This is a genomic window from Actinacidiphila alni (assembly GCF_900112845.1).
GTDB classification, from domain to species: domain Bacteria; phylum Actinomycetota; class Actinomycetes; order Streptomycetales; family Streptomycetaceae; genus Actinacidiphila; species Actinacidiphila alni.
On the sequence record NZ_FONG01000001.1, the window covers coordinates 83002 to 107669 of the forward strand.

Sequence of the window (24668 nt, forward strand, 5' to 3'; positions counted from 1 at the left end):
TCCCTCCACACCGTCCGGGCTGACCGTTCGGGCCGACCCGCCAGGATGATTCCGTAATGTGGAAAAGTAGTTCTGCTATATGGAAACAACGTAAAGCGTGTCGCGGCACCCGTCAAGACGCCCGGGGACGGCGCGGGAAGAGGCCCGGTGAACAGCGAAAAGGCGCCCGGCGCGGGGGAGTTCCGCTGCCGGGCGCCTCGGGGAGGGCGCGCGAGGTGGGGCTCAGCCGGCGGTGCCGCCGGGGCCGGTCCTGATCAGGTCGTCCGCCGCGTCGTTGACGGGCTGCGGGGTGCCGGTCAGGTCCATCACGAACAGCGGCACACCGAGCTGGTCGGCGCGCAGCCGCGCGTCATGGGCGTAACCGGCCAGCGAGAAGAAGGCGCCGACCGCGTCCTCGTTGGCGCAGTTCAGCCAGAGGCACTCCACGTCGCGGGCCGCGGTCGGCTGGGTGGTGGGGTCGACCTGGGCCACCAGTCCGTCGCCGCGCAGGTCGATGCCGTTGGCCGTACGGTCGCCGGCCAGCCGTATCCCGCCGAAGCCCAGCCACTTCAGGAACTGCGCGGCGGCGGTCAGCGCGTCGCGCCCGGTCCTGATGGTGACCGGCCGGAAGGGCGGCCGGTCGGTGGGCGGCGGCGGTACGTCACCGGTCGGGTCCGGCGGCGCACCCGTCTGGTGCGCGCCCACCGGCAGGCTCCCGGCCTCCTGCGCGGCCTCGCCCGCCACCGGCAGCCGGATCAGCGCGCCGCACGCGCAGTCGAACTCCGGCATCGGCCACTCGTCGGTCCTGCCGCAGTCCGGACACCGCAGCCGCACCCAGGACTCGTCCCACGACTTGTGCGCGATCTGCTCGGGCGCGCCCCCGGACAGCACCGGGAGCGCGAGCGGCGCACCGCACGCGCACGGATACGTCGGCGCCATGTACGCATGCTCCCGGTCGCAGGCCGGACAGCGTACGAGCACGCGCTCTGCCATGGTGGACAACTCCCGGTCGGCGGCGGCGGAATGTGCCAGGGACATCGTGCACGACATGCACGTCCCATAGTGCAGGAGTCAGCCCTGCGGGGGCCACGGCCGATCGGGATGAGGTGCGCGCGGGATTCGTCCGGGGCGCGCGGGGGTGGTCCCGCCCGGCGGTGCGTTTGGGCGCGACAGGACAAGTCACGCACCGCCGGACGGTGTTCAGGGGGGCCGGGGACCGACGTGACGTGGGCCCCCGGCCGGGGAGGCGGTCCCGCGACCCGGGTCAGTCCTTGACCGGGAGGCCGGACAGCCGCTCCACGCCGCGCAGCAGCGCGGAGTGGTCGAGGCCGCCGTCGCCCTGGGCGCGCAGCGAGGCGACCAGATTGGCCACCACCGAGCCGACCGGCAGCGCGGCGCCGACGGTGCGGGCCGCGTCGGTGACGATGCCCATGTCCTTGTGGTGCAGGTCGATCCGGAAGCCGGGCGCGAATTCGCGGTTGAGGAAATTGGCCTTCTTGCGGGCCAGCACGGTGGAACCGGCCAGGCCGCCGCCCAGCACCTCGAGCGCGGCGCCCAGGTCCACCCCGGACTTCTCCAGGAAGACCACGGCCTCGGCGCACGCCTGGATGTTGACCGCGACGATCAGCTGATTGGCGGCCTTCACCGTCTGGCCGGCGCCGTGCGGGCCGCACAGGACCACGGTCGTGCCCAGCGCGTCCAGCAGCGGCTTGGCCGCGTCGAAGTCGGCCCGCTCACCGCCGACCATGATCGACAGCACGGCCTCGATCGCGCCCGCCTCGCCGCCGGACACCGGCGCGTCCAGCACCCGGATGCCCTTGTCGGCGGCGGCCTTCGCCAGGTCGATCGAGGTCTGCGGGGTGATGGAGGAGGTGTCGATCAGCAGCGCGCCCCGCTTGGCGTGTGCCAGGATGCCGTCCTCGCCGTACGCGACGGCCTCGACCTGGGGCGACGCCGGCACCATGGTGACGATCACATCGGCGTCGCGTACGGCCTCGGCGATCGACCCGGCGGCCGTGCCGCCCGCCGCCGCCAGCCGCTCCAGCTTCGCGGCCTCCAGCGTGTAGCCGGTGACGTCGTATCCGGCCTTGATCAGGTTCTCGGCCATGGGGGAGCCCATGATGCCGAGGCCGATCCAGGCGACCTTGGGAAGGTTGGTGCTCATGAGGTCCTCTCGGGGTGTGATGGGGCCCGGCCCGGGAGCGCGAGGCGCCCCGGGGCCCTGCGGCCCGCGGTACGGACCGGGCCCGGTGCCTGTCGTACGGATCGGGTGCTAGCCGCGGGGGAGCCAGTCGAAGGCGGCGGCGCTGCCGTCGGGGCCGGGCTTGTACTCCAGGCCGGTCCAGCCGGTGTAGCCCGCCTTCCGCAGGCGGCCGAGCAGGTCCTCCAGGGGGAGGGTGCCGGTGCCGGGGGCGCCGCGGCCGGGGTTGTCGGCGATCTGTACGTGGCCGGTGCGGTCCGCGTAGCGGTCGACGACCTCGGCGAGGTCCTCGCCGTTCATCGACAGGTGGTAGAGATCCAGCAGGAAGCGCGTGTTGTCCAGTCCGGTGGCGGTGTTCACCCGGTCCACGACCTCGACCGCGGCCGGGGCGCTCACCAGCGGATAACGCGGCGACTCGGGCGCGTTGAGCGCCTCGATCAGCAAGGTGGCGCCGACCCGGTCGGCGGCGCGGGCGGCGAGCACCAGATTCTCCAGCGCCAGCTCGTCCTGCGCGGCCGGGTCCACGCCCTCGACCCGGTTGCCGTACAGCGCGTTGAGCGCGGTACAGCCGACCGACGCGGCGAAGCCGGCGGCGACGTCGACATTGGCGCGGAAGCGCTCCGACTCCTCGCCGGGCACCGACAGGGCGCCGCGGTCGGGGCCCGGCAGCTGCCCCGCGTAGAAGTTCAGCCCCACCAGCCGGGTGCCGGCCGACTCCAGCGCGGAGCGCAGCGCGTCCAGCTCGGCCTGCGGCGGTGTCGGGTCGTCGACCCACGGCCACCACAGCTCGACCGCGTCGAAGCCCGCCGCGGCGGCGGCCGCGGGCCGCTCCAGCAGCGGGAGTTCGGTGAACAGGATCGAGAGGTTCACATCGAAGCGCGCGTCGGCGAAGCTCACTGTGTGCGCCCCTTCCGTATTGCGGAAGTTGTTTTCTGTCTTGTGGAACATTGAATCAGCCCCTCGGCGGCTGTCAAGTCTTCGTGGCCACCGGCCCGCGTCCCGCCGCCGCGGGCCCGCCGACCGGCGGCTTCCGGCCACCGCGCCCTCTTCGCAGCTCAGACCCCGGGCGGGTGTCACGGAATTGGTCCTGGTCTATTCCAGTGGCGGCGCCCGGAGAGCAAAGCCGGGGCGAACTTCCTGCGTAAAGCGAAGTCGACCTCCCGGTGGCGCGCATAAAGCCGTCCGGCGAGGGGTAAGGCGAATGCCGCTTTACGATCCCGCAATACTGCGAAGAATGTCCGATTGCTCGCTTCCGTACCGGAGGGGTACGGTCCGGTGTGTCCCGTTTTCCGGAGTGAGTTCGTGTATGGGCGCACCGCACCCCTCTAACAGATCGCTAACCCCCCGGCATCCGATTTTTCCCTGGACAAGCCAAACATCGCTGCCGTACTGTCCTTGCTGACCGCCAACCGGTATGGGCCTCAAAGGACTCCGCCGTGCTCCGGCCCACACCTGCCGGACGTGTCGGCGGTCGATACGGGGCTACGGGGACGGTGGATCGGTGGTCTGGTCGAATGCGCTCGAAAACAGTGCCGGATTACCAGCGGCAAATGGCGGAACGCCGCCGCAGGCGGTAGTCGCGCGGACGCGATTCCGGGTTCTCGGAATGCTGGCCGTCACGGACGGCAGCGAATCCGCGGTGCTCCAGCCGTCCCGGCCGGCCGCCCTGCTCGCCGCATTGCTGCTGAATGCTAATTCGGTGGTCTCCGCGGACTTCCTGCAACGCGTGATCTGGGGCGAGGAGACGCCTGCCCAGGCCAAGTCGGCGCTGCACAGCTGTGTCCTGCGATTGCGGCGGCTGTTCGGCAAATACGGGATCGCGGGCAACACCATCGAGGCCGTGCCCGGCGGATACCGGCTCACGGCCGACGCCGGCACATTGGATCTCGTGCAGTTCAGGGAACTCCTCGACCGCGCTTATGCCACCGAGGAGCCGGAGGCGGAGCTGCGGCTGCTGCGCGAGGCGCTCGCACTGTGGCAGCCGCCGCTGCTCGCCAATGTCCCGTCCGACCTGCTGCATCGCGACGAACTGCCGCGCCTGCACGAGGAGTGGCTGCGGGCGATCGAGCGCGTCTTCGACCTCGAACTGGCATGCGGGCGGCATCGGGAGGCGGTGGCCGAGATCTGGCCCACCGCGCGCGCCCATCCGCTGCATGAACGTTTCACCGAGCAGCTGATGGAGGCGCTGTACCGCGTCGGCCGCCGCGCGGAGGCGCTCGCCGAGTACCGGCGGGTCAAGACCCATCTCGCGCAGGCCCTCGGGGTCGACCCCGGCCCCGCGCTCCAGCGCCTCGAACTGGCCATCCTGCGCGGCGAACCCGAGCGGGCGGCGCACCGCGCCGCAGTCGCCGGGCCCGGTCCCGCGTCCGCCGCCGCCCCGGCGGGGAATTCGGCGGGCGACCCGGTGGCCGGGGAGCCCGTCGAGGGCGGCCGGGTGCTGGACAGCCTGGTCGGCGCGGGTCTGCTGGAAGAGGGCCCGCGCGGCTTGTACCGCATGCACGAACTCCTGCGCGTCTTCGCCCGCGCGGCGGCCACCGGCGGAGTAACGGCTGCGCCGGGCGGATCGGCGACGCAGACTGCGGCGGCGCCGGACCGGGCGGGGACGGTGCCGGACCGGTCGGCGGCAGTGGGAGTGGCAGACCGGCCGGCGTCGGCGGCGGCGGGCCGGGCGGCGGCGCCGCCGGATCGGCCGGAGACTGTATCGGACCGGTCGGCGGCACCGGGAGCGACGGGCCGGTCAACGGCCGCGACAGCGCCGGACCGGGCGGAAGCGGCGGCGCCGGGCCGGGTGGGGTCCGGGGCGGTGTCGGATCCGTCCGGGCAACGGGCCGGGCCCGTCGGGTCGTCGGCCGGGCGCGCGGAGGGACTTCCCGGCCGGGGTGCCGAATCCACCGGCTGCGGCGGATCCGCCTCCGGCAGTACCGGAATCCCTTCCGGCGGCGCGGGAACACCTTCCGGCCGGACCGGGCGCGCGTCCGGTCGTACCGGATCAGAACCCGGCTGCCCGGATTCCGGCTCCGGCCGTACCGGAGCGGAACCCAGCCGCTCGGGATCCGGCTCCGGCCGTGCCGGATCAGAACCTGGCTGCTCGGGATCCGCCCCCGGCCGTACCGGAGCAGAACCCAGCCGCTCGGGATCCGCCCCCGGTCGTACCGAAGCCGCTCCCGGCGGCGCCGGGATCCCGGCCGGCCGGGCCGGGGGCGGGAAGGGCACATCCACCACACCGCGGCGGCTCAGCGCAGCGGAACTGCACACTACGGAGGCGTGACTGACATGGTGTCACCGTATGACGAGATCGCCGACACCCGGCCGCGGATCCGGCGGGACGTGCTGTACACGCAGACGCCGACCGGTGTGCACTTCCACAACGCGCGCGGCGGTTTCAGCGTCGTCATGCCGTCCGCCTACCGCTTCGCGACCCTGATCGTCCCGCACCTGACGGGCGATCACACGGTGGCCGCGCTCTGCCAGGGGCTCGGTGACAAGCAGCGTGAGATGGTGGTCCGGCTGGTGAGCACGCTCTACGCGCGTGGTTTCGCGCGGGACGCCGTCCCGCCCGCGGCCGACGCGGAGCCGCTCGCCCCGGCCGTCGCCGACCGCTTCGCCGCCCAGATCGACTATGTCGACCACTACACCGACGGCGCCGCCGACCGCTTCGCGCGCTTCCGGCGGACCCGGGTGGCGGTCCTCGGCGACGACGCGCTCGCCCGCTGGGCCGTACTCGGCCTGATCCGCAACGGCTGCGCCGCCGTCGCGGTGCCGCGCACCGTCGACACCCCGGGCAACCGCTTCGCCGAAGTCCTCGACGAGGCGGCGGAGTTGCGGGCGGCCGGCTGCCCGGCCGAGGTGAATCTGCTGGAGGCGGCGCCCGACGCCGAGGCCGCGTCCGGCGGCTACGGCTGGGACCAGCTCGACGGCTACGACCTGGTGCTGGTGACCGGCGGGCACGCGCCCCGGCAGACCGCCCGCCTGCTCGACGCGGGCCTCCCAGCCGGCCGCCTGCTGTTGCCCGCCTGGACCTTCGGCGAATCCGTGGTGATCGGCCCGCTGACCGCGCCGGACGCCGCCGGCTGCTGGACCTGCGCCGCGCTGCGGCTCGGCGCCAACGGCCCGGCGGGCGCCGCCGCCGACCTGTGGAGCACCGTCGCCCCCGCCGGCCCCGCCGGCAGCGCGGCCCCCACCGTCGGCGGACCGCTCGCCGCGATGATCGGCAATCTGCTGGCGTACGAGGTCTTCCGCCGCACCACCGGGGTGCTGCCCGCCGAGACCGAGAATCAGCTCCTCGTCCAGGACATCGACTCGCTCGACACCACCGCGGAACCCCTCCTCCCGCACCCCCGCTGCCCCCGCTGCGGCGCCGCGCCCGAGGCCGCCGATGCGCAGCCGCTGCCCGAACTCGCCTCGCTGGACGCCGCGTTGGCGGCACCGGCCGCCGATACCGCGATCGGTACGCCTGAAGCCGAGAGGTCGGGTACGGCACCGGAGGCCGTAGCGGACACCTCGGCGGGCGCGACCCCGGAAGAGGTACCGGAAAGCGCGGCGGCCGGGAATGCCGCCGTCTCGCCGCTCGGCGGGCCCGTGACGGACGGCGCGGGGGAGGAGGACGCCGCGCAGGCGGCGCTCGCCGAACTCACCGGCCGGGCCGTGCTGGTCCAGAAGCGCAGCGGCGTCTTCGGCGCGTACGCGGACGAGGATCTGTCCCAGACGCCGCTGAAGGTCAGCACCGTGGTGCTCGGCACCGGGCACGGCGTCCGGCGGGAGATCACCGCCTTCGACGTCCACCATGTCGCGGGCGCCCGGCTGCGGGCGCTGTACCGCGCGGCCGAGGTGTACGCCGAGCATGTCGTCCCCGTCCGACAGGCTTTGTCCGGAGCGGAGTTGGAGGCCGCGCGCGGCAAGTGGCGGTCCGTCGACCCGGCCGCGCTGAGCATCGCCTCCGGCGTCGGCCCCGCGGCCGGGGCGGTCCCGCGCTGGTGCACCGCCACCTCGTTGCTCGGCGGCGAGACGCTGCTGGTGCCCGCGGCGGCCGTGCGGCCGTACGGCCCGGACAACCGGGACCGGATCGTCGAGGCCGGCTCGGCCGGCACCGGAGCGGGCGGCACGGCCGCCGAGGCCACCGGCCGCGCCGTCCGCACCGCCCTCGCGCACGACACGCTGCGCCGCGCCCTGCGCGGCACGCTCACCGTGCGGCGCCTGCCGGTCGGCGAACTGTCCGGCGAGGACGCCGAGTTGACCTTCCTCGCCCGGTCGGCGGCCGGCCTCGGCGTCGACCTGGAGATCCTCGACCTCGGCGCCGCCGAGGAACGCGCGCTGCCCGTTGTCCTGGCCCGCGCCGCCGACCCGGCGACCGGCCGGTGGCGGTGGACCCTCGCCGCCGGCCCGCGGTGGCGGGACGCCGCGCTCGACGCCGTACGCGATCTGCTGGGCGCGGTGCAGGTCGAGGGTGCGGCCGGGGCGCCGCTGGACGCGGGGGACCCGCTGCTGGCCGACCTCGACGCCGGCACGGTCCAGGTCTCCGAAGAGGGCGCCGTCGACATGGCCGCGGCCACCGACTGGGCGGCCGTCGCGGCGCGGCTGCGCGCCGCGGGACAGGATGTGCTCGCCGTCCCGGTCCACGCCCCCGACCTGGCCGCGGGCCGCGTCCACGCCACCCGCGTCCTGTTGACGACCGCCGCGGCCCGCCCGTGACCACCGCCCCCGCGCCCGTCGCGCCCGCCGCACCGGCCGGGGCGCCACCCGCCGGTGCCCCGCTCGCGGACGCCTGCGCGGAGTTGGCCGCCCGGCTCACGGCCCGCCTCGCCGCGCACACCACCGGCGCCGTCCCCGCGGTGCGCGTCCGCGCGCTCGGCGTCCGCGACGAACTGACCGTGCACGGCAGTGCGATTGACGGTACGTCAGCGGACACCGTCGAGGTCCGCGTCTACGGACACCACGCCGTCGTCGGGCCGTTCGCCCCCGGCGGCGGACCCGGCTGCGGGCGCTGCCTGGCGCGGCGCTGGCAGAGCGTACGGTCGCGGGCACTGCGCGAGGCACTGGAGACCGGCTCCGGCACCCGGCCCGCCGGACGCCCGCCGTACGCCACGGACTTCGGCGTGGACGGCCTCGCCGCCCTGGTCGCGGCGCACCGCGACCGGCCGGGCGCCGGAGCCGACCGCCGTTTCCCCTACGCCTTCCTGGCCGACCTGGAGACGCTGCGCGTCACCCGCTTCTCCTTCGTGCCCGACGCCGAGTGCCCGCGCTGCGGCGACCGGCCCGCCGACACCGCCGAGGCCGCGCGGATCGTGCTCCCGCCGGCGCCGAAGCCCGCGCCCGAGGTGTTCAGGGCGCGGGACGCCGACGACTACGACATACCGTTCGAGGCGTTCGTGAATCCCGCGGCCGGCATGCTCGGCCCCTCCGTGGTGCCCGACCTGATCTCGGCGTCCACCTCCTCGACGGTCGGCTCCTTCCTGCTGCGCTCCGGCGACTACCTGCGCGAGTGCTTCTGGGGCGGCCACACCCCGCGCTACCGCTCCAGCGAACGCGTCGGCCTGCTGGAGGGACTCGAACGCTTCGCCGGGATGCGCCCGCGCGGCAAACGCACCGCCGTCACCGCGTCCTTCCGTGAACTCGCCGCCGAGCACGAGGTGTTGGACCCGCGCGCCTGCGGCCTCTACAGCGACGACTTCCACCGCGCGGAGCCGGGCGTGCGCCCCTTCGACCCCGACCGGCCGATCCCCTGGGTGTGGGCCTGGTCGCTGCGCGACGAACACCCGCTGCTCGTACCGGAGATCCTGGCGTACTACCACGCGCCCGGTGGCCTCGCGAACCGCTTCGTGCAGGAGAGCTCCAACGGCTGCGCGTCCGGCGGCAGTCTCGCCGAAGCCGTGTACTTCGGGCTGATGGAGGTCGTCGAGCGCGACGCCTTCCTGCTCGCCTGGTACGGCAGGGCGCCGCTGCCGGAGATCGACGCGAGCGGCAGCCGCAGCCAGCAGACCCGGGCGATGATCGACCGGCTGGCGATGTACGGCTACCGGGCCCGCTTCTTCGACACCCGCGTCACCTTCCCGATCCCGGTGGTCACGGCGGTCGCCGAACGGATCGACGGCGGCCTCGGCCGGCTCTGCTTCGGCGCGGGCGCCGGACTCGACCCGGAGGCGGCACTCGCCGCCGGACTCTGCGAGATCGCCACCGACGCGGTCAACCTGCGCCGCAGGACCGCCCGCGACGAACCCCGACTGCGCGCCCTGGCCGCCGACTTCGACCGTGTCCAGGTGCTGCACGACCACCCACTGATGTACGGGCTGCCGGACCTGGCCGCGCACGCCGACTTCCTGCTGCGCGGCGACCGGCCGCTCGTCCCGCTGCACGCCCTCGCCGCCACCGGGGCCGGCGCCGTCCCGCCCGCCGACGACCTCGCCGCCGACGTCGCCACCTGCGTCGGGGCCGTCACCAAGGCCGGCTTCGACGTGATCGTCATCGACCAGACCATGCCGGAACAGCGCGCGCTCGGCTTCCACACGGCCGGCGTCATCGTGCCCGGCCTGCTGCCCATCGATTTCGGCTGGCGCAGACAGCGCGCCCGCCACCTGCCCAGGACGCGGACCGCGCTGCGGGAAGCGGGCCTGCGCGACCGGGACCTGACCGCCGACGACCTCAACGAGGCACCGCACCCCTTTCCGTGACGCACCGTCAGGCACATGGCCATGACGCCCCGCCCCGCTTCGACCGAGAGAGGAACGCCCGTGGGATTCGCCCATGAGTACGCGACCGCCATCGTCCGGCGGGGCCGGTATCCCATGGAGCCCGCCGACTTCGTGCCGGACTGGGCGGACCGGCCGAGGAAGGGCAAGCACTTCCCCGGCGCCGAGTCCTTCCCGCTGCCGCGCGACGAGGCGCCGCCGGAAGCGACCGTCCAGCGCGGCCTGTTCGGGCCGCGCGGCACCGGCGCCTTCACGCTGCCGCTGCTGTCGGGGATGCTCCAGGAGTCGTACGGCCTGGTCGGCCGGCGGCTGGCGGTGCAGGCCAACTCCGACCTCGGCACGCTGCCGATGTACACCCAGGCCAACTGGTCGCGCGGCACCGCCTCCGGCGGCGGCCTCTACCCGATCGGCGTGCACTGGGTCAGCGGCCCCTCGGGCCCGCTGACGCCCGGCGTCTACTACTACTCCACGCCCCACCACCGCATGCGGCGGCTGCTCGCCGGGGACGCCACCGCCGAGGTGCGCGCCGCGCTCGGCGGTGAACTCGGCGCGGACTGCGACCAGTTCCTGGTGCTGGGCGTGCGCTTCTGGCAGAACGCCTTCAAGTACAACAGCTTCAGCTACCACGTCGTGACGATGGACATCGGCGCGCTGCTCCAGACCTGGCGGATCTGGGCCAGGGCACGCGGGCTGCACATCGGGCCCGCGCTGTGGTTCGACGAGGCGCGGCTCGGCCGGCTGCTCGGCCTCGACCAGGACGAGGAGGGCGTCTTCGCCGTCGTCCCACTGACCTGGGAGGGCGCACCGTCCGCGCGGCCCGCGCCCGTGGAAGCGTCCTTCGCGCCCCGCGTCCACCACGCCGACCAGGAGCGCTCCCGCACCACCATGACCTTCGAGACCGTACGCCGGATGCACGCGGCGACCCTCGACGGCGCCGCGGACCGCCCGCCCGCCGGGGCGCTGGACACGGCTCTCGCGCTACCGGTGCCGGCGGGCGGCGAACGCACCGCGCTGCCCGCGCCGCGCCCCCTCGACGTCGCCGTGGGCACGGCACTGCGGTCCCGCCGCAGCAGCTTCGGCCGCTTCCAGGCGGTCACACCGCTGCCCGCCGAGGCGCTGTCCACGGTGCTCGCCGCCGTCGATACCGCGGGCACCCTCGACAGCGACACCGAAACCCCCGGCGCCGGGCCGCTCAGCCGCTCGTACGTCTTCGTCAACCATGTGGCGGGCATCGCGCAGGGCAGCTATCTGTACGACCCGGCCGACCGGTCGCTGCGACTGGTCAAGGCCGGAGCACCGGGCGAATTCCTGCAGCGCAACTACTTCCTCGCCAACTACAACCTGGAGCAGGCGGCGGCGGTGATCGTGCCCGTCGCACGGACCACCGCCGTGCTCGACGCGGTGGGCGACCGCGGCTACCGCCTGGTCAACGCCGTGATCGGCGCCGCGTCACAGGCCGTCTACACCGCGTCCGCCGCGGCCGGTCTGTCCTGCGGGGTCGCGCTCGGCTTCGACGCGATCTCCTTCACCGAGGAGCTGGCGCTGGAGGAGACCGGCGAAGTGCCGCTGCTGATCATGATGATCGGCCACGAACGGCCGCGCCCCGCCGACTTCCGCTACGAGATCGCCTGACGGGCCCACCGCCGGCGCCCGAACCGTACCCCGCACGAACCGAAGGAAGGAGCGGCATGAGCGTGACCGCCGCCGACGCGCCGGACATCGAGGCGCCGCGGGAGTGGCTGCTGCACCGCCGCTTCATGCTGCGCGTGGCGGGGCTGCCGGTGGAGGCCGTCCACCGGCTGCGCTGCCCCGACACCCGGCGCTGGGCCGACCGCGTGCTCGCCGCGGAGCGGCGACTGGCCGCGCTCGCCGCCGAGTTGAGCGACCCGCTGACCCTGCTGGTCAAGGCCACCGAGGACGACGGGGAGCGGCGCGCGGTGCTCGCACTGCGCCGTCAGGTCTTCAACGACCGGCTGCCGCGTGACCCCGACGCAGTACGGGCGCTGGCCGCGGCGGCCGGCGGGCGGACCGGTGAACTGCTCACCGACTGGCTGGAGTCACGGCTGCGCCTTGAGGAACTGCGCGGCGACGGCGGCCCGTTGATCGACCGGGACCTGGCCGCGAGCCGCGCCGAACTGCGCGGCCTGGCAGGCGAGGAACGGCTGCGGCTCGCCCTGGCGCTGGCCTCGCCGACGCTGGACGGGCAGCTCGACGCCTTCATCGCCGACCGCGCGCCCGTCCCCGACAAGCGGACCCGCAAGAAAGAGCGCTCGCTGCTGGCGTATCTGTACCGGACCGCCTGCAAGACCAGCCCGTTCAGCACCTTCACCGCCGTCGCCGAGGGCCGCTTCGGCGACGTCGGACCCGAAGTGCGCACCGGCGGCGGCTGGACCAGCCACCCCCGGCTCAATGTGGTGGTGCTGGCCAGGATCGCCGAACTGATCGGCGGCGACGACGCCCGCCGCGGCGACCTGCCCGTCGCGCTGTCCGCCGGCTGGGAGCTGGACGAGAACCGCATCCGCTACGTCCGCCGCTCGGTGACCGCCGGCGACGACAGCGCCCAGGTCAGCTTCGACGCGGCCCACGACCGGCTGTTCTTCCTGCGCCACAGCGACGTGCTGGAACGGATGATCGCCCTCTTCCACGGCGAACAGCCCGTCAGATACGCCGAGTTGACGGCCTGGCTGGCGGCCGGGACCGGCGCGAGCGAGCAGGACGCCGAGCAGTACGCGGCGACCCTGCTCGACCTCGGCATCCTCCAGATGACCGGCCTCGCCACCGATGTGCACACCCCCGACCCGCTGCGGTCCTTCCAGGACGCCTTGCGCGCCCTGGACCGCGACTGGGCCGAGGCCGTCGCCGACCGGCTCGACGGACCCGCCGCCTGCGTGGAACGCTGGCCCGCCGCCGGTGTCGCCGACCGGCGCGCCCTGCTCGGCGAGCTGCGCCGCGACCTGCTCGCGCTCCAGAGCGACCTCGGCGCCGCCACGCCGTCACTGCCGCAGACCCTGCTCTACGAGGACGTCCGCGAGGACAGCGTCGAGGCCGACCTCACCGAGTGGACAGAGCTGGCCGCAGCGCCGCTGCACGCGCTCACCGGCATGCTGCCCGCCTTCGACGTCGCCCTTCCGCAGCGGCTGATCCTCAAGGGCTTCTTCCTCGCCCGCTACGGCCGCGGCGGGCGGTGCGACGACCTGCTGCGGTTCGTGCACGACTTCCACGAGGACATCTTCACGCAGTATCTGCAGTTCACCTCGCTCAAGTCGCCCTGGGCGGCCGACGGCGGCCACGCGCCGGAGGAGAACTGGCTCGGCATGCCCGAGGTCACCGCGCTGGACCGGGCGCGCGCCGAATTCACCCGCCGGATGCGCGCGGCCTGGGCCGCCCACGAAGCGGCGCCCGGCGAGGAGTTGCGGCTCGACGAGGAGACCGTCGCCGCCGTCACCGCGGAACTCGCCCCGCTCGGCAGCCACTTCGCCCCGCACAGCCACTTCCTGCAACTCGCCCGGCGCGCCGAGGACCCGCTCGTCGTGCTCAACAATTCCTACGGCGGGCTGTCCTTCCCCTTCACCCGCTTCACGCACTGCTTCGACGCGGCGCCCGGCGGCAGCCGGGAACGCGACGGCGACGCCGGGGAGGGCACTCTCACCGACCGGCTGCGCGACACCCTGCGCGACTGGCAGCCGCCCGGCGCCGTCTTCGCCGAGATCACCGCGGGCTCCGCCACCACCAATCTCAATCTGCACGGCCGGCTCACCGACCACGAGATCGTCTGCCCCGGCGAGAGCAGCACCGTCCTCGCCGAGGGCCGGATCGACCTGGACGACCTCTACGCCGAGCACGACCCGGTGGCGGACCGGCTGGTGCTGCGCTCCCGGCGGCTCGGCCGCGAGGTCGTCCCGCTCTACCTCGGCTATCTGGTGCCGATGGTGCTGCCCGAGGTGCCGCGCACACTCCTGCTGTTCTCGCCCACCTCGCGCGCCGCCGTCGACGTGTGGCGCGGCGTCCCGGCGGGACCCGAGCGCGACGGCGTGACCGCCCGTCCCCGGGTCCGCTACCGCGGCCTCGTCCTGCACCGCAGGTCGTGGACGGCGGCGCCCGGCAGCCTGCCGGTCCGCGAACCGGGCCTGGACGAGGCCGGGTGCTATCTGCGCTGGCAGCGCTGGCGGCATGAACACGGGCTGCCCGACCGGGTGTTCGCGACCGTCCACGAGGAGAAGGCGGACGGCGCCGGCGGCCTCGGCGCGGTCTTCGGCGGCTCCAAGCCCCAATACGTCGACTTCGACAGCCCGTTGTCGCTGATCGCGCTCGACGGACTGACCGGCGGCGGCCGGACCAGGACCGTGTTCGAGGAGATGCTGCCCGGCGAGGAGGAGCTGCACGTCCGCTCGCCGCGCGGCCGGCACGTGGCCGAACTGGCCGTCGAGATCGTCCCCCGCGCGGCAGCACCGGCCGGAGCGGGCCCGCACGGAAGGCAGGACAGCGCCGTATGACCGCACCCGGGGCGCGACCCGCCCCCTCCCACGACACCGCACCCGCCGCCATCACCGACATCGCCACCGCCACCGCGCCCGGCGGCGCGGCCGGGCGCGGCGACTGGCAGGCGTTCCACGTCTTCTACGCCGCCAGCCCCCGCCCCTTCCTGTTGCAATGCGTCCGCCCGCTGGTCGAGGCACTCACCCGCGACGGCTTGCTGAGCGGCTACTTCTTCATCAATTACTGGCTGGAGGGCCCGCACATCAGAGTGCGGCTGCGGCCGTCGTCACCGCAGGCGGAACCGGTCGTCGCGGCCCGCGCGACCGCCGCGATCGACGCCTTCCTGCGCAAGCGGCCCGCGCTCTACGAGGTCAAGGACGGCTTCTTCGCCGACCTCTACAACACCCTCTTCGAGCTGGAGTTCCCCGGCGGCGAGCGCAACGGACTCGTCGACGAGGAGGGCCGGATGAAGCTGCGGCCCAACAACTCCTTCAGCCCGGAGCCGTACGAGCCCGAGTACGGCAAATACGGCGGCCCGGCCGGGGTGGAGCTGGCCGAATGGCACTTCCAGCGCTCCAGTGACCTGGTCATCGACGCGCTCGCGTCCATGAACCTGCACCTGCGGACCGTACTGCTGGGCGTGTCGGCGCAGTTGATGATGACCATGTCCGGCTGTCTGCTGCGCGAGGACGCGCCGCTGCTGGAATTCCTCGACCGCTACCACGAGTTCTGGAACTCGGCCTTCTCCGGCACCAATTACACCGCGCAGGACGGCTACGACCGCGCCTACCGGTCGATGGACGCGCTGCCCCGGCGCTTCCAGGAGATCCGCCGGGCGGTCGTCGAGGACCCCGGGCGGCTGCCGAAATTCCTCGGCGGCTGGGCCGGTCACTGCCTGGAACTGCGCGAACGGGTCGTGGCGCTCGCCGACCGGGGCGACCTGGTCTTCCGCTCCTGGGACGGCGAGCGCGACCTGCCGGTGACCGACGCGGCGCAGGCACTGCCGATGCTGCTGTCGCCGTACATGCACATGACCAACAACCGGCTGTCGGTCACCGTCCGCGACGAGGCGTTCCTCTCCTACGTCCTGGCCCGCGCGCTGCGCGAGCCCCAGCCGTCGGCGGCGCCATGACGACCGGGGATACGGCGACCGGAGGCACAACGACCGGAAGTACGGCGGCAGGGGGCGCGATGGCCGGCCGCCTGCTCGGGCTGCGGCCCGCGCTGCGTCCCGGCATCCAGGTCGGACCCGCCCTGATGCGCGGACCGGTCGCCGTCCATCTGCTCAAGGACCCGGTCACCGGGGTGCGGATGGAAGTCGGGGTCAAGGAGCACTTCATCATCGCGCGGCTCGACGGCAGCCGGTCGCTCGCCGAGATCGGCGCGGAGTACGCCGAGCGGTTCGGGGCGCGGCTCGGCGACGCGCAGTGGCAGCAGATGCTGCGGGTGCTGTCGGTCCGTCAACTCCTGGACGGGGGGCGGCCGGTGGTGGTGCCGCCCGGCGGCGCCGCCGAGGAGCCCGCGCCCAAATCGACGCTGCTGCGCGGCCGGACCCGGATGGTCGCGGACGCGCCCGCGCTCATGGACCGGCTGCACGACGCGACGGCCTTCGCGCGCCGCCGCGCCGTCCTCGTACCGCTCAACGCCCTGGCCGTCGCCATGCTCGTGCTCGCCGCCGTGTTCCTCGGCGACCTCGTCGACCAGACCCGGCGGCTCTACCACCAGCCGGTGGCGCTCGCCGCCGTCGGCTGCGTCCTGTGGGTCAGCCTCGGCCTGCACGAACTGGCGCACGGCGTGGTGGCGCGGGCGTACGGGCTGCGGGTCGGCGAGATCGGGCTCCAGCGGCACTGGGGCTTCATGACGTATCTGTACTGCGAGGTGCGGGACGTCCAGTTCCTCGGCCGGCGCGGCCGGCAGGTCGCCGTCGCGGCGGCGGGCGCCGTGATGAATCTGCTGTTCCTCGCGCCCTTCTGGATCGTCTGGGCCCTGCTGCCCGACGCGGCCCAGGCCGTCCCCTTCTTCGGCGGCCTCCTGCTGCTCGGCACCGCCATGGCCCTGCTCAACCTCATCCCGCTCCCGCCGCTCGACGGCTACAAAGCCCTCGGCTACAACCTCGGCACCCTCCAACTCGCCACCGAGAGCCGCACGTTCCTCGCGGTGGCGGTACGGGCGGCCTTCCGGCCGAAGGCCGCGCAAGGGGATGCCGCCGCGGCGGCGGCTCCCTCTCGTTCGGCTTCCGCCCCGACGAACGGCGGTCGTACGGACGCCCCCGGCCGGCGGGGGGCCGAGGCCGGGGCCCCCGACGCCCGCGCCCGCCTGCGCGCCTACCCGACACGCCTTCGCGTCGTCTACGGCGGCTACGCCGCCTGCCTCGCCCTGATGGCCGTCGCGGCCCTGGCCGCCGCCGGATTCCTGGCCTGCGCGACCTTCCCCGACGGCTGGTCCGCCTGGACCCCGTACCTGCCCGTCGCCCTGGTCGTAGTCGCCCTGCTGCTCCGCCTCCTGGGCCTGAGGGCAGCCGCGCTGAGGCGCGGCCCGGCGGGCGAGGCGCCCGACAGTGCCGCGGACGGGACCTCGCGCGCGCCGGGAGACGCACCCGCGGCTTCGGCCGTCCCCGTGTCCGCGACGGCGCGGGCCGACAGAGCCGGGCCGGAAGCGCCCGGCGCCCCGCCGGACGGCGCCGCCGTGCGCGGCGGACATGACGTATCCAACCGGCCCGCCCCGGCGGGGCCGCCTCAGGAGCGGGAGAGAGGTGCCATGACGACACAACCCCGGACGGTGGGGCCCGCCATCGTGCTCGACGGTGTCAGCAAGCGGTACGGCGAGGTGCGCGCGCTCGACGGGGTGTCGCTGACCGTGGAGCAGGGGGAGTTCTTCGGTGTGCTCGGGCCCAACGGGGCCGGGAAGACGACGCTCGTGGAGATCGTCGAGGGCATGCGGAAGGCCGACGGCGGGAAGGTCGCCGTCTTCGGGCAGAGCCCGTGGCCGCGGAACACGGCGCTGCTGCGCCGGATCGGCGTGCAGACGCAGGCGTCGGCCTTCTTCACCCGGCTCACCGCGTGGGAGCACCTGGAGACGGTCGCCGCGCTCCAGGGCGTGGACCGGGCGGCGGCGCGGCGGGCGATGGACCTGGTCGGGCTGCGCGACAAGGAACGCAGCCGGGTCGACGACCTGTCCGGCGGCCAGCGGCAACGGCTGGCCCTGGCGACCGCGCTGGTGCACGAGCCCGACCTGATCTTCATGGACGAGCCGACCGCCGCCCTGGACCCCGAGGCGCGCCGCGCCCTGTGGGCGGTGCTGCGCGATCTGCGCGGCGAGGGCCGCACCATCGTCTACACCACCCACTACCTGGACGAGGCCGAGGCGCTCTGCGACCGGGTGGCGATCATCGCGGGCGGCAAGGTCGTCGCGCTCGACGCCCCGGGCGCGCTGATCCGTTCGATGGCCGCGCCCGCCCGGCTGCTGATCCCCGCGCACCTGATCACCGTCGAACAGGCCCGCGCCGTCGAGGGCGTCGAACGCGTCCTGGTCGAGGGCGGCGAGGTCGTCCTGGAGACCCGGCACGCCAACAAGGTGCTGGTCGAGGTGAGTTCCTTCGTGGACATGGACGCGATCCAGACCAGGACGGCGACGCTGGAGGACGCGTATCTGCGGCTGACCAGCACCGCGGGCACCGCCGGACCGGCCGACGACCGCCCCGCGACCACCACCACGAAGGCCACCACCACGAAGGCCGCCACCAGCACGAGTGCGAGTACGACGGCGAGTACGAGCGCCGCCGTCGGAACGGAGCCCCGACCGTGACCACCGCCTCCCCGTACTCGGCGCTGACCAGGGCGACTTACCTGGCGTCGATACGCGACCGCACCACCGTCTTCTTCACCTTCGCCTTCCCGCTGGTCTTCCTCGTCGTCTTCGGCCTGCTCTTCCGCGGCCAGTCGGTGGACGACGGCCTGCCGTACATCAATTACGTGGCACCCGGTGTGCTGTCCTGGGGCGTCGGCAACGCCGCCCTGTTCGGCCCCGCCTTCGCGCTGATGCACTGGCGGCGCGACGACATCCTGCGGCTGATCTGGCGCACCCCGACCCCGCTGCCGACGGTGCTCGCCTCGCGCTTCGTGGTCGCCGTCGTGGTCGGCCTGTCGCAGGCGGTGCTGTTCACGGCGGTCGCGCTGCTGCCCTTCTTCGGCCTTCACCTGGACGGGAGTTGGCCGCTGGCGCTGCCGCTGCTGGTCTTCGGTGTCGCCGCCTTCCTGGCCATGGGCCTGGTGGTTGGCAGTCTCGCCGACACCCCGGAGGCGGTCGCCGCCATCGCCAACTGCGTGATGGTGCCGATGGCGTTCCTGTCCGGCTCCTTCTACCCGGCCGACCTGCTGCCGGGCTGGATCCAGACCATGTCGTGGGTGCTGCCGCTGCGTTACCTCGACCACGGGCTCACCGATGTGCTCGCGGGCCGCGCCACGGCGGGCTCGCTCGCCCTGGACTGCGCGGGGCTCGCCGCTTTCACCGTCGTCTTCGGGCTGATCGCCGCCCGCTCTTTCCGCTGGAGCAACCGGACATGAGCCTCGACACCCCGGTACGACCCGCGACCGCGCCCGACGCGGCCGACATCCCGGGACAGACCCCGCTGGAGACGGCGGGGCGCGACCTGGAACGGCGCCTGGCCCGGCGCGCCGCGCACGCGGGCGGTGTGCCCGCGCCGACCGTCGCCGTCGTCGGCGGCCACGATGTGCTGCGTCCCGAGCCGCCGGAGGCCGCGCGCCACCGCGCGTCCGCGACCGTGCACCTCACCTCCGACGCCGTGCTGCTCGGCCCTTGGGGCGGCACGCCCGACACCGCCGCCTGCGGGGTCTGCCTGGCGATCCGCTGGCAGCGGCTGCGTACCCGCACCGAACGCGAGGCCCTGGAGACCGGCCTCGCCCGTACGGCCGCGGGCGCCTGGCCGCCGCTGCCGGACTTCGCCGTCGACGCGGTGTGGGCGCTGTACGAGCTGACCCTGCGGTCCGCCGCGCCGGCCGACGGCCACGACCTGCCCCGGGTCACCCGGTACGACCTGGAGACCGGCCACGTCCAGAGCGTGCCGCTGCTCGCCGACCCGCTGTGTCCGCACGCACCGCACGCACCGCACGGACCTCATGGCCCCCGTCGACCTCATGGTCCGGAGACGTCAACCGGCCCTGCCGAGACGGACGTTGCCGTACGCGAGCCCTTCCCCGTGTCCCGTGCCAAATCCGCCCCCGACGGCTACCGGCTGCGCTCGCCCGGGTCGTACGGGCTGCCGACCGACGCGCTCGCCAACTCCGTGTGCGGGGTGCTGGGCGCCGGGACGTGGATGGACGTCACCTCGCCGACCACCGCCCCGGTCGCGGGCAGCGTCTTCATGCGCGGCTACGCGGGCCTGACCGACGTCACCTGGAGCGGCCAGGCCAACTCCTTCGCCGCCAGCCGCGATCTGGCCTTCCTCGAAGGGCTCGAACGCTACGCCGGCACCCACCGCCGGGAGACCGGCGGCATGATCACCGAGGCGTACGACAGCCTCGTCGGGCGCGGTGAGGCCGCCCTCGACCCGCGCGACTGCGGCCTCTACGCGCCCCGGACCTACGCGACCGACCCGATGATCGCGCCCTTCGACCCGGCGCGGCCGATCCCGTGGGTCCGCGGCTGGTCGCTGCGCGACGAGCGCGAGCTGCTGGTGCCGGCCCGGCTGGTCTACTACAGCGCGGGCACCGCCGCCGACCACTTCGTCTTCGAGTGCTCCAACGGCTGTGCGATCGGCAGCTGCCTGGAGGAGGCCGTGCTCTTCGGCCTGCTCGAACTCATCGAGCGGGACGCCTTCCTGCTCGGCTGGTACGGCAACGCGCCGCTGACCGAGATCGACCTCGGCTCCTGCCGCAGCCCGGTGGTGCGCGCCATGACCGACCGCGCCGCGCTGTGCGGCTACGACGTGCACGCCTTCGACAACCGGATCGACCTCGCGGTGCCGGTCGTCACCGGCCTCGCCGTGCGCCGCGACGGCGGCCCCGGCACCCTGGCCTTCGCCGCCGGCGCCGCCTTCGACCCGGAGACCGCGGTGGAGTCGGCCGTCTCGGAGATCCTCACCTATCTCCCGCACCTGCCACGGCAGGTGACGGAGCGTCCGGCCGAACTGGCAGCAATGGCGGCCGACTTCGACCTTGTGCGCCGACTCCCGGACCACGCCGCGCTGTTCGGCCTGCCGGAGATGGCGGCGCACGTCGGAAACTACCTGGAGCCGCCCGCCGTCCGGGCGTTGGAGGACGTCTACGCCGCGTGGGAGCGGAGCCGGCCGCGCGGCCTCGACCTGCGCGAGGACGTGCTGTGGTGCAAGGACGAGCTGGTGCGGGCCGGCTGCGATGTGATCGTGGTCGACCAGACCACGCCCGAGCAGCGCCGGATGGGCCTGCGGACGGTGTGCACGCTGGCGCCGGGACTGCTGCCGATCGACTTCGGCTGGCCGCGGCAGCGCGCGCTGACCATGCCGCGGCTGCGCACCGCCCAGCGGCGCGGCGGCCTGCGCCCGGACGACCTGCGGGACGACGAGGTGCGCCGCGTCCCGCACCCGTTCCCGTGAGCGCCGACGGGGTTCCGCCGAACCCCGTCGGACATGACTACTCCGCGGACCGGGAAGGCCGGTCCGCGGAGCGTGATACGGGTGACGGCTCGTCAGGCGGTGCAGCTGGTGGTGCTGGTGGTGCTGGAGCAGGTGCTGGTGCTGGAGCAGCTCGTCGACGAGCCGAGCATGACCTCGCTGGCGTCCGAGTAGTCGGTGATCTCGAAGGTCTCCGACTCCAGCTCCAGGATCTCCTGGGCCAGGGAGGCGAGCGGCGTGTCCAGCTTGGAGATGTCAGCCATGATGACTCCTTCTCAGCAGGGAGCGCGGTCCGCAGCGGACCGGCAGCATCTTTCTACGCGCGTCCACTGGCGAATCACCCTGCCGCCCGCTGTCATCCCGCTGGCACCGCCAGGACCGCGTGTCACGCCACACGCGCCAAGGCCCTTGTGTCTCGCGGCTGTTCGGCCGGCGCCCGTACGCGGCGGCGACCCGGCCCGTACCCCGGCAGGCACCTCGGTCCGCACCCCGTCCCGTACGCCCCCGACCCCGTCCGGAGCGCCCGATGACCGCGCCCATGAACGCCGTACCCGCGAAAGCGAACGCGACCGCTCCCGAGCCTGAACCCGTGCCCGAGGCCGTGCTGGCGCGGGCCGCCGAGCTGTACCTCGACCTGCACCGGCACCCCGAGCTGTCCGGCGCCGAGGAGCGCACCGCGGCCCGCTTCGGCGCCGCGCTCACCGCGGCGGGCCTGCGGGTCGAGTCCGGGATCGGCGGGCACGGCGTGGTCGGCGTCCTGGAGAACGGGCCCGGACCCGTCGTCATGATCCGCGCGGAACTCGACGCGCTGCCGGTCCGCGAGGAGACCGGCCTGCCGTACGCCAGCACCGCCACCGCGCCGGGACCCGACGGCGCCCCCGTACCGGTGATGCACGCCTGCGGCCACGACATGCACCTGGCCTGCCTGGCCGGCGCCGCCACCCGGCTGGCGGGGGAGCCCGAACGGTGGCGGGGCACCCTGCTGGTGGTCGGCCAGCCCGCCGAGGAGACGCTCGGCGGCGCCGCCGCGATGCTCGCCGACGGCCTCTACCGGCGCTTCCCCGTCCCCGGCGAGGTGCTGGCCCAGCACGTGGTGCCGCTGCCCGCCGGCATGGTCGCGCACGCCAACGGCCCGCTGCTCGCGGGCAGTACCACGCTGGAGATCGTGCTGCACGGCCGCGGCGGCCACGCCGCCACCCCGCAGCTCGCCGCCGACCCGGTGATCGCGGCGGCGGCCGTCGTCCTGCGGCTCCAGACCGTGGTCTCCCGCGAGACCGGGCCCGGTGAACCGCTGGTGCTCACCGTCGGCTCGGTCCGCGCGGGCACACCGGGCGCGGGCAATGTCATCGCGGACACCGCGACCCTCCAGGTGACGGTCCGGGCCTTCTCCGACGCCGCCCTGGACCGGGCGGTCGCCGCCGTGGAGCGGATCGTCCGGGCCGAGGCCGCCGCGGCGCCCGAACCCGCGCCGCCCGCCCCGGAGGTCCGGGTGCTGTCCAGGTCGGGCCCCACCGTCCCCGACGCGGAGCTGACCGCCGACCTGCGGCGCGCCCACGAGGCGGCCTTCGGGGCACGGCGGGTGACCCGCTGGCAGCCCTCGATGGCCACCGAGGACGTCGCGCTCTACGGGGAGGCCGGTGTGCGGCTGCACGGGGTGCCGGGCATCAGGACCGGCTACTGGATGCTCGGCGCGGCCGGCCCCCGGCAGTGGGCGGCGGCGGGCGAGGGGACGGGCCCCGCCGACGCCGCGCGGCGGCTGGCCGCGCTGCCGCCCAACCACTCGCCGCGCTTCGCCCCGCACCCCCGGCTGACGCTGGAGGCGGGCATCGCGGCGATGACGGTGGCGGTACGGGCCCGGATGCCGTCGGTTAAGGTCGGCAGTCACGTACCGCAGCCACCCGAGGGGCCCTGGTGAGACTGAGGCTGGAATTCACGACCGAGCCGTTCGACCTGGACGAGCCGCCCGCGCACGCCGTGGTGGCCCGCGAGGTGGTGGAGGGCGCGGCGCTGGACGCGGTGGACGTCGGCCCGTTCGGCAACACGGCCGAGGGCGGGCCCGACGCGATCGTCGGCACGGTCGCCGATCTGCTGCGCCGCACCCTCGCGGCGGGCGCCACCCGGGTGTCGCTCCAGGTCAATGTGATCGACGGCGCGGGGACGGGCGAGGGCGCGGGGGACGGGGAGAACACCGGGGCCGGGGAAGGCGAAGGCACGGGGGCCGGGGAGGTCGGCAAGTGACGACCGCCGGGGGGCACCCCTTCGCCGCCGCGGTGAAGCCGCTGGTGGACGCGATGGGCGCGGAAATGGTCGCGCCGGACCAGGCGCGCGGTGACGATGTGGTGCTGAGCTGGGAGGGCCAGGAAGTGGTGGCCGTCCGGCTGCCCCATCTGGCCGATTCCCTCGACCACCTGCTGGCCGACCTCGAACGGCGGCACGGCCCGCTGCCCGACCTCGGCCGCAAGGACAAGCAGACCGTCGTCCGCATCCTGGAGGAACGCGGCGCCTTCTCCGTCCGGCACGGCGTGGAGACCGTCGCGTCCGCGCTGGGCGTCAGCCGCTTCACCGTCTACAACTACCTCAACCGCGAGACAGCGGCTGTGAACAGGGAAAAGAGCGCCGACAGCGGCGAGTGACCGGGCCCGCCTCGGGGCCACCGCAGGGCCGCCGTCCGCGCCTTCCATTCACCTGTGCCCCGGCTTTGTTACCGGAAGTTTTCAACAAACTGTTGACGTCGCGCGGCGGCGGCTTCTAGCTTGCGACTGTGACTTCCACCGCATCGCCGGGCCTTTCCCGGTTCAACGAGGCCACCCCGGAAGCGGCGTCCGCGCAGCTCCACGAGGTGTGCGCCAGCACGGCATGGGACGCCGCGCTGGCCGCCGGCCGGCCGTACGACCGCCTTGAGGACCTCCTCGTGGCGAGCGACACGGCCATGGCGGCGCTCACCGCCGGCGACCTCGCCGAGGCGATGGCCGGACACCCGCCGATCGGCCGCCCCACCCCGGGCGACGCCACCTCGGCACGGGAACAGAGCGGGGTCGGCGCGGCCGAGCGCGAGGAACTGCTCGCGCTCAACCTGGCCTACCAGGACGCGCACGGCCATGTCTTCCTGATCTGCGCCACCGGACGCACCGGAGCGCAGATGCTGGCCGCCCTCAAGGAGCGGATCGGCAACGACACGGACACCGAACGCGAGATCGTCCGCGCCGAACTGGGAAAGATCAACCGCATCCGGCTCACCCGCCTCGCCGAGGCGGCGGCACCGGCCGCTTCCGCCTCCGAAGGAGAGCCCGCATGACCGGCACGACCGCCACGTCCGGAGACACCGGTGCGACCGGTGCGGCCGCCACCTCGGTGTCCACGCACATCCTGGACACCAGCGTCGGCCGCCCCGCCGAGGGCGTGACCGTCCACCTGTCGGTGCGCGCCTCGGCCGGCGAGATCTGGTCGCCGCACGGCACGTCCAGCACGGACGGCGACGGCCGCTGCAAGGATCTCCCGGCGCTGCCGGAAGGCACCACGCACGTACGGCTGCACTTCGACGTGGAGCCGTACTTCACCCGCAAGGCCAACCAAGCCAACGCACAGCAGGACGCCCCCCGCGCAAGGGACAGCGGAGCTTTCTTCCCGGAGGTGGCGATCGTCTTCGCCGTCCGGCCGGGCGAGCACTTTCACGTACCGCTGCTGCTCAATCCGTTCGGCTACTCCGTATACCGAGGGAGCTAGC

At 74.1% G+C, this 24668-nt stretch carries 17 protein-coding genes and 1 pseudogene; 14 read left to right on the plus strand and 4 right to left on the minus strand.

What is annotated here, in order from left to right; translation table 11 throughout:
- Positions 1-222 precede the first annotated feature (222 nt).
- From BM076_RS00320 to BM076_RS00330, 3 genes are all read right to left on the minus strand, one after another.
- Positions 223-972: a hypothetical protein gene (locus BM076_RS00320; protein WP_093711688.1), complete on the minus strand. Its 750-nt coding sequence runs from the start codon at positions 970-972 to the stop codon at positions 223-225.
- Between the two features lie 271 nt (positions 973-1243).
- Entirely contained in the window at positions 1244-2143 is a 900-nt protein-coding gene (locus BM076_RS00325) for a 2-hydroxy-3-oxopropionate reductase (protein ID WP_093711258.1), read from the minus strand.
- Between the two features lie 108 nt (positions 2144-2251).
- Positions 2252-3076: a TIM barrel protein gene (locus BM076_RS00330; protein ID WP_093711259.1), complete on the minus strand. Its 825-nt coding sequence runs from the start codon at positions 3074-3076 to the stop codon at positions 2252-2254.
- 709 nt (positions 3077-3785) lie between these two features.
- On the opposite strand from BM076_RS00330, the gene BM076_RS37150 reads away from it, so the two are divergent.
- The 9 genes and pseudogenes from BM076_RS37150 to BM076_RS00375 all read left to right on the plus strand — a co-directional run bounded on the left by BM076_RS37150 (position 3786) and on the right by BM076_RS00375 (position 20926).
- Complete coding sequence (locus BM076_RS37150; RefSeq protein WP_093711260.1) at positions 3786-5447, plus strand: BTAD domain-containing putative transcriptional regulator; 1662 nt, start codon at positions 3786-3788, stop codon at positions 5445-5447.
- A 5-nt stretch (positions 5448-5452) separates the two neighbouring features.
- Positions 5453-7867, plus strand: a complete 2415-nt coding sequence (locus BM076_RS37155) for a TOMM precursor leader peptide-binding protein (RefSeq protein WP_245795613.1) — start codon at positions 5453-5455, stop codon at positions 7865-7867.
- Positions 7864-9843 carry a TOMM precursor leader peptide-binding protein gene (locus BM076_RS00345; RefSeq protein WP_407640598.1) on the plus strand — a complete coding sequence of 660 codons (1980 nt, stop codon included), beginning with the start codon at positions 7864-7866 and terminating at the stop codon, positions 9841-9843. The genes BM076_RS37155 and BM076_RS00345 overlap by 4 nt, the downstream gene beginning before the upstream one ends.
- A gap of 60 nt (positions 9844-9903) precedes the next feature.
- Positions 9904-11493 carry a SagB family peptide dehydrogenase gene (locus BM076_RS00350; protein WP_093711261.1) on the plus strand — a complete coding sequence of 530 codons (1590 nt, stop codon included), beginning with the start codon at positions 9904-9906 and terminating at the stop codon, positions 11491-11493.
- A gap of 56 nt (positions 11494-11549) precedes the next feature.
- Positions 11550-14354, plus strand: coding sequence for a lantibiotic dehydratase (locus BM076_RS00355; protein WP_245795614.1), 2805 nt, complete (start codon positions 11550-11552; stop codon positions 14352-14354).
- On the plus strand, positions 14351-15469 hold the full coding sequence (locus BM076_RS00360; RefSeq protein ID WP_093711262.1) for a lantibiotic dehydratase C-terminal domain-containing protein: 1119 nt from the start codon (positions 14351-14353) through the stop codon (positions 15467-15469). Before BM076_RS00355 ends, BM076_RS00360 begins: the two co-directional genes overlap by 4 nt.
- A 1625-nt stretch (positions 15470-17094) precedes the next feature.
- Positions 17095-18030: pseudogene (locus BM076_RS00365) on the plus strand (ABC transporter ATP-binding protein); the annotation flags it as partial.
- 107 nt (positions 18031-18137) lie between these two features.
- On the plus strand, positions 18138-18899 hold the full coding sequence (locus tag BM076_RS00370; RefSeq protein ID WP_093711263.1) for an ABC transporter permease: 762 nt from the start codon (positions 18138-18140) through the stop codon (positions 18897-18899).
- Positions 18896-20926 (plus strand): TOMM precursor leader peptide-binding protein, encoded by a 2031-nt coding sequence (locus BM076_RS00375; protein WP_093711264.1) that lies wholly within the window; start codon positions 18896-18898, stop codon positions 20924-20926. Before BM076_RS00370 ends, BM076_RS00375 begins: the two co-directional genes overlap by 4 nt.
- 92 nt (positions 20927-21018) lie before the next feature.
- Here the strand turns inward: BM076_RS00375 and BM076_RS00380 are convergent, their stop codons facing one another.
- Positions 21019-21207 carry a thiazolylpeptide-type bacteriocin gene (locus BM076_RS00380; RefSeq protein WP_093711265.1) on the minus strand — a complete coding sequence of 63 codons (189 nt, stop codon included), beginning with the start codon at positions 21205-21207 and terminating at the stop codon, positions 21019-21021.
- Positions 21208-21470: 263 nt separating this feature from the next.
- On the opposite strand from BM076_RS00380, the gene BM076_RS00385 reads away from it, so the two are divergent.
- The 5 genes from BM076_RS00385 to uraH all read left to right on the plus strand — a co-directional run bounded on the left by BM076_RS00385 (position 21471) and on the right by uraH (position 24667).
- Complete coding sequence (locus tag BM076_RS00385) at positions 21471-22859, plus strand: amidohydrolase (protein ID WP_245795615.1); 1389 nt, start codon at positions 21471-21473, stop codon at positions 22857-22859.
- Positions 22856-23182 carry a hypothetical protein gene (locus BM076_RS00390; RefSeq protein ID WP_093711266.1) on the plus strand — a complete coding sequence of 109 codons (327 nt, stop codon included), beginning with the start codon at positions 22856-22858 and terminating at the stop codon, positions 23180-23182. Before BM076_RS00385 ends, BM076_RS00390 begins: the two co-directional genes overlap by 4 nt.
- 53 nt (positions 23183-23235) lie before the next feature.
- On the plus strand, positions 23236-23577 hold the full coding sequence (locus BM076_RS00395) for a helix-turn-helix domain-containing protein (RefSeq protein ID WP_177246294.1): 342 nt from the start codon (positions 23236-23238) through the stop codon (positions 23575-23577).
- A gap of 128 nt (positions 23578-23705) precedes the next feature.
- Positions 23706-24239 carry a 2-oxo-4-hydroxy-4-carboxy-5-ureidoimidazoline decarboxylase gene (uraD, locus tag BM076_RS00400; protein ID WP_093711268.1) on the plus strand — a complete coding sequence of 178 codons (534 nt, stop codon included), beginning with the start codon at positions 23706-23708 and terminating at the stop codon, positions 24237-24239.
- Entirely contained in the window at positions 24236-24667 is a 432-nt protein-coding gene (gene uraH, locus BM076_RS00405) for a hydroxyisourate hydrolase (RefSeq protein WP_093711269.1), read from the plus strand. Before uraD ends, uraH begins: the two co-directional genes overlap by 4 nt.
- Position 24668 lies beyond the last annotated feature (1 nt).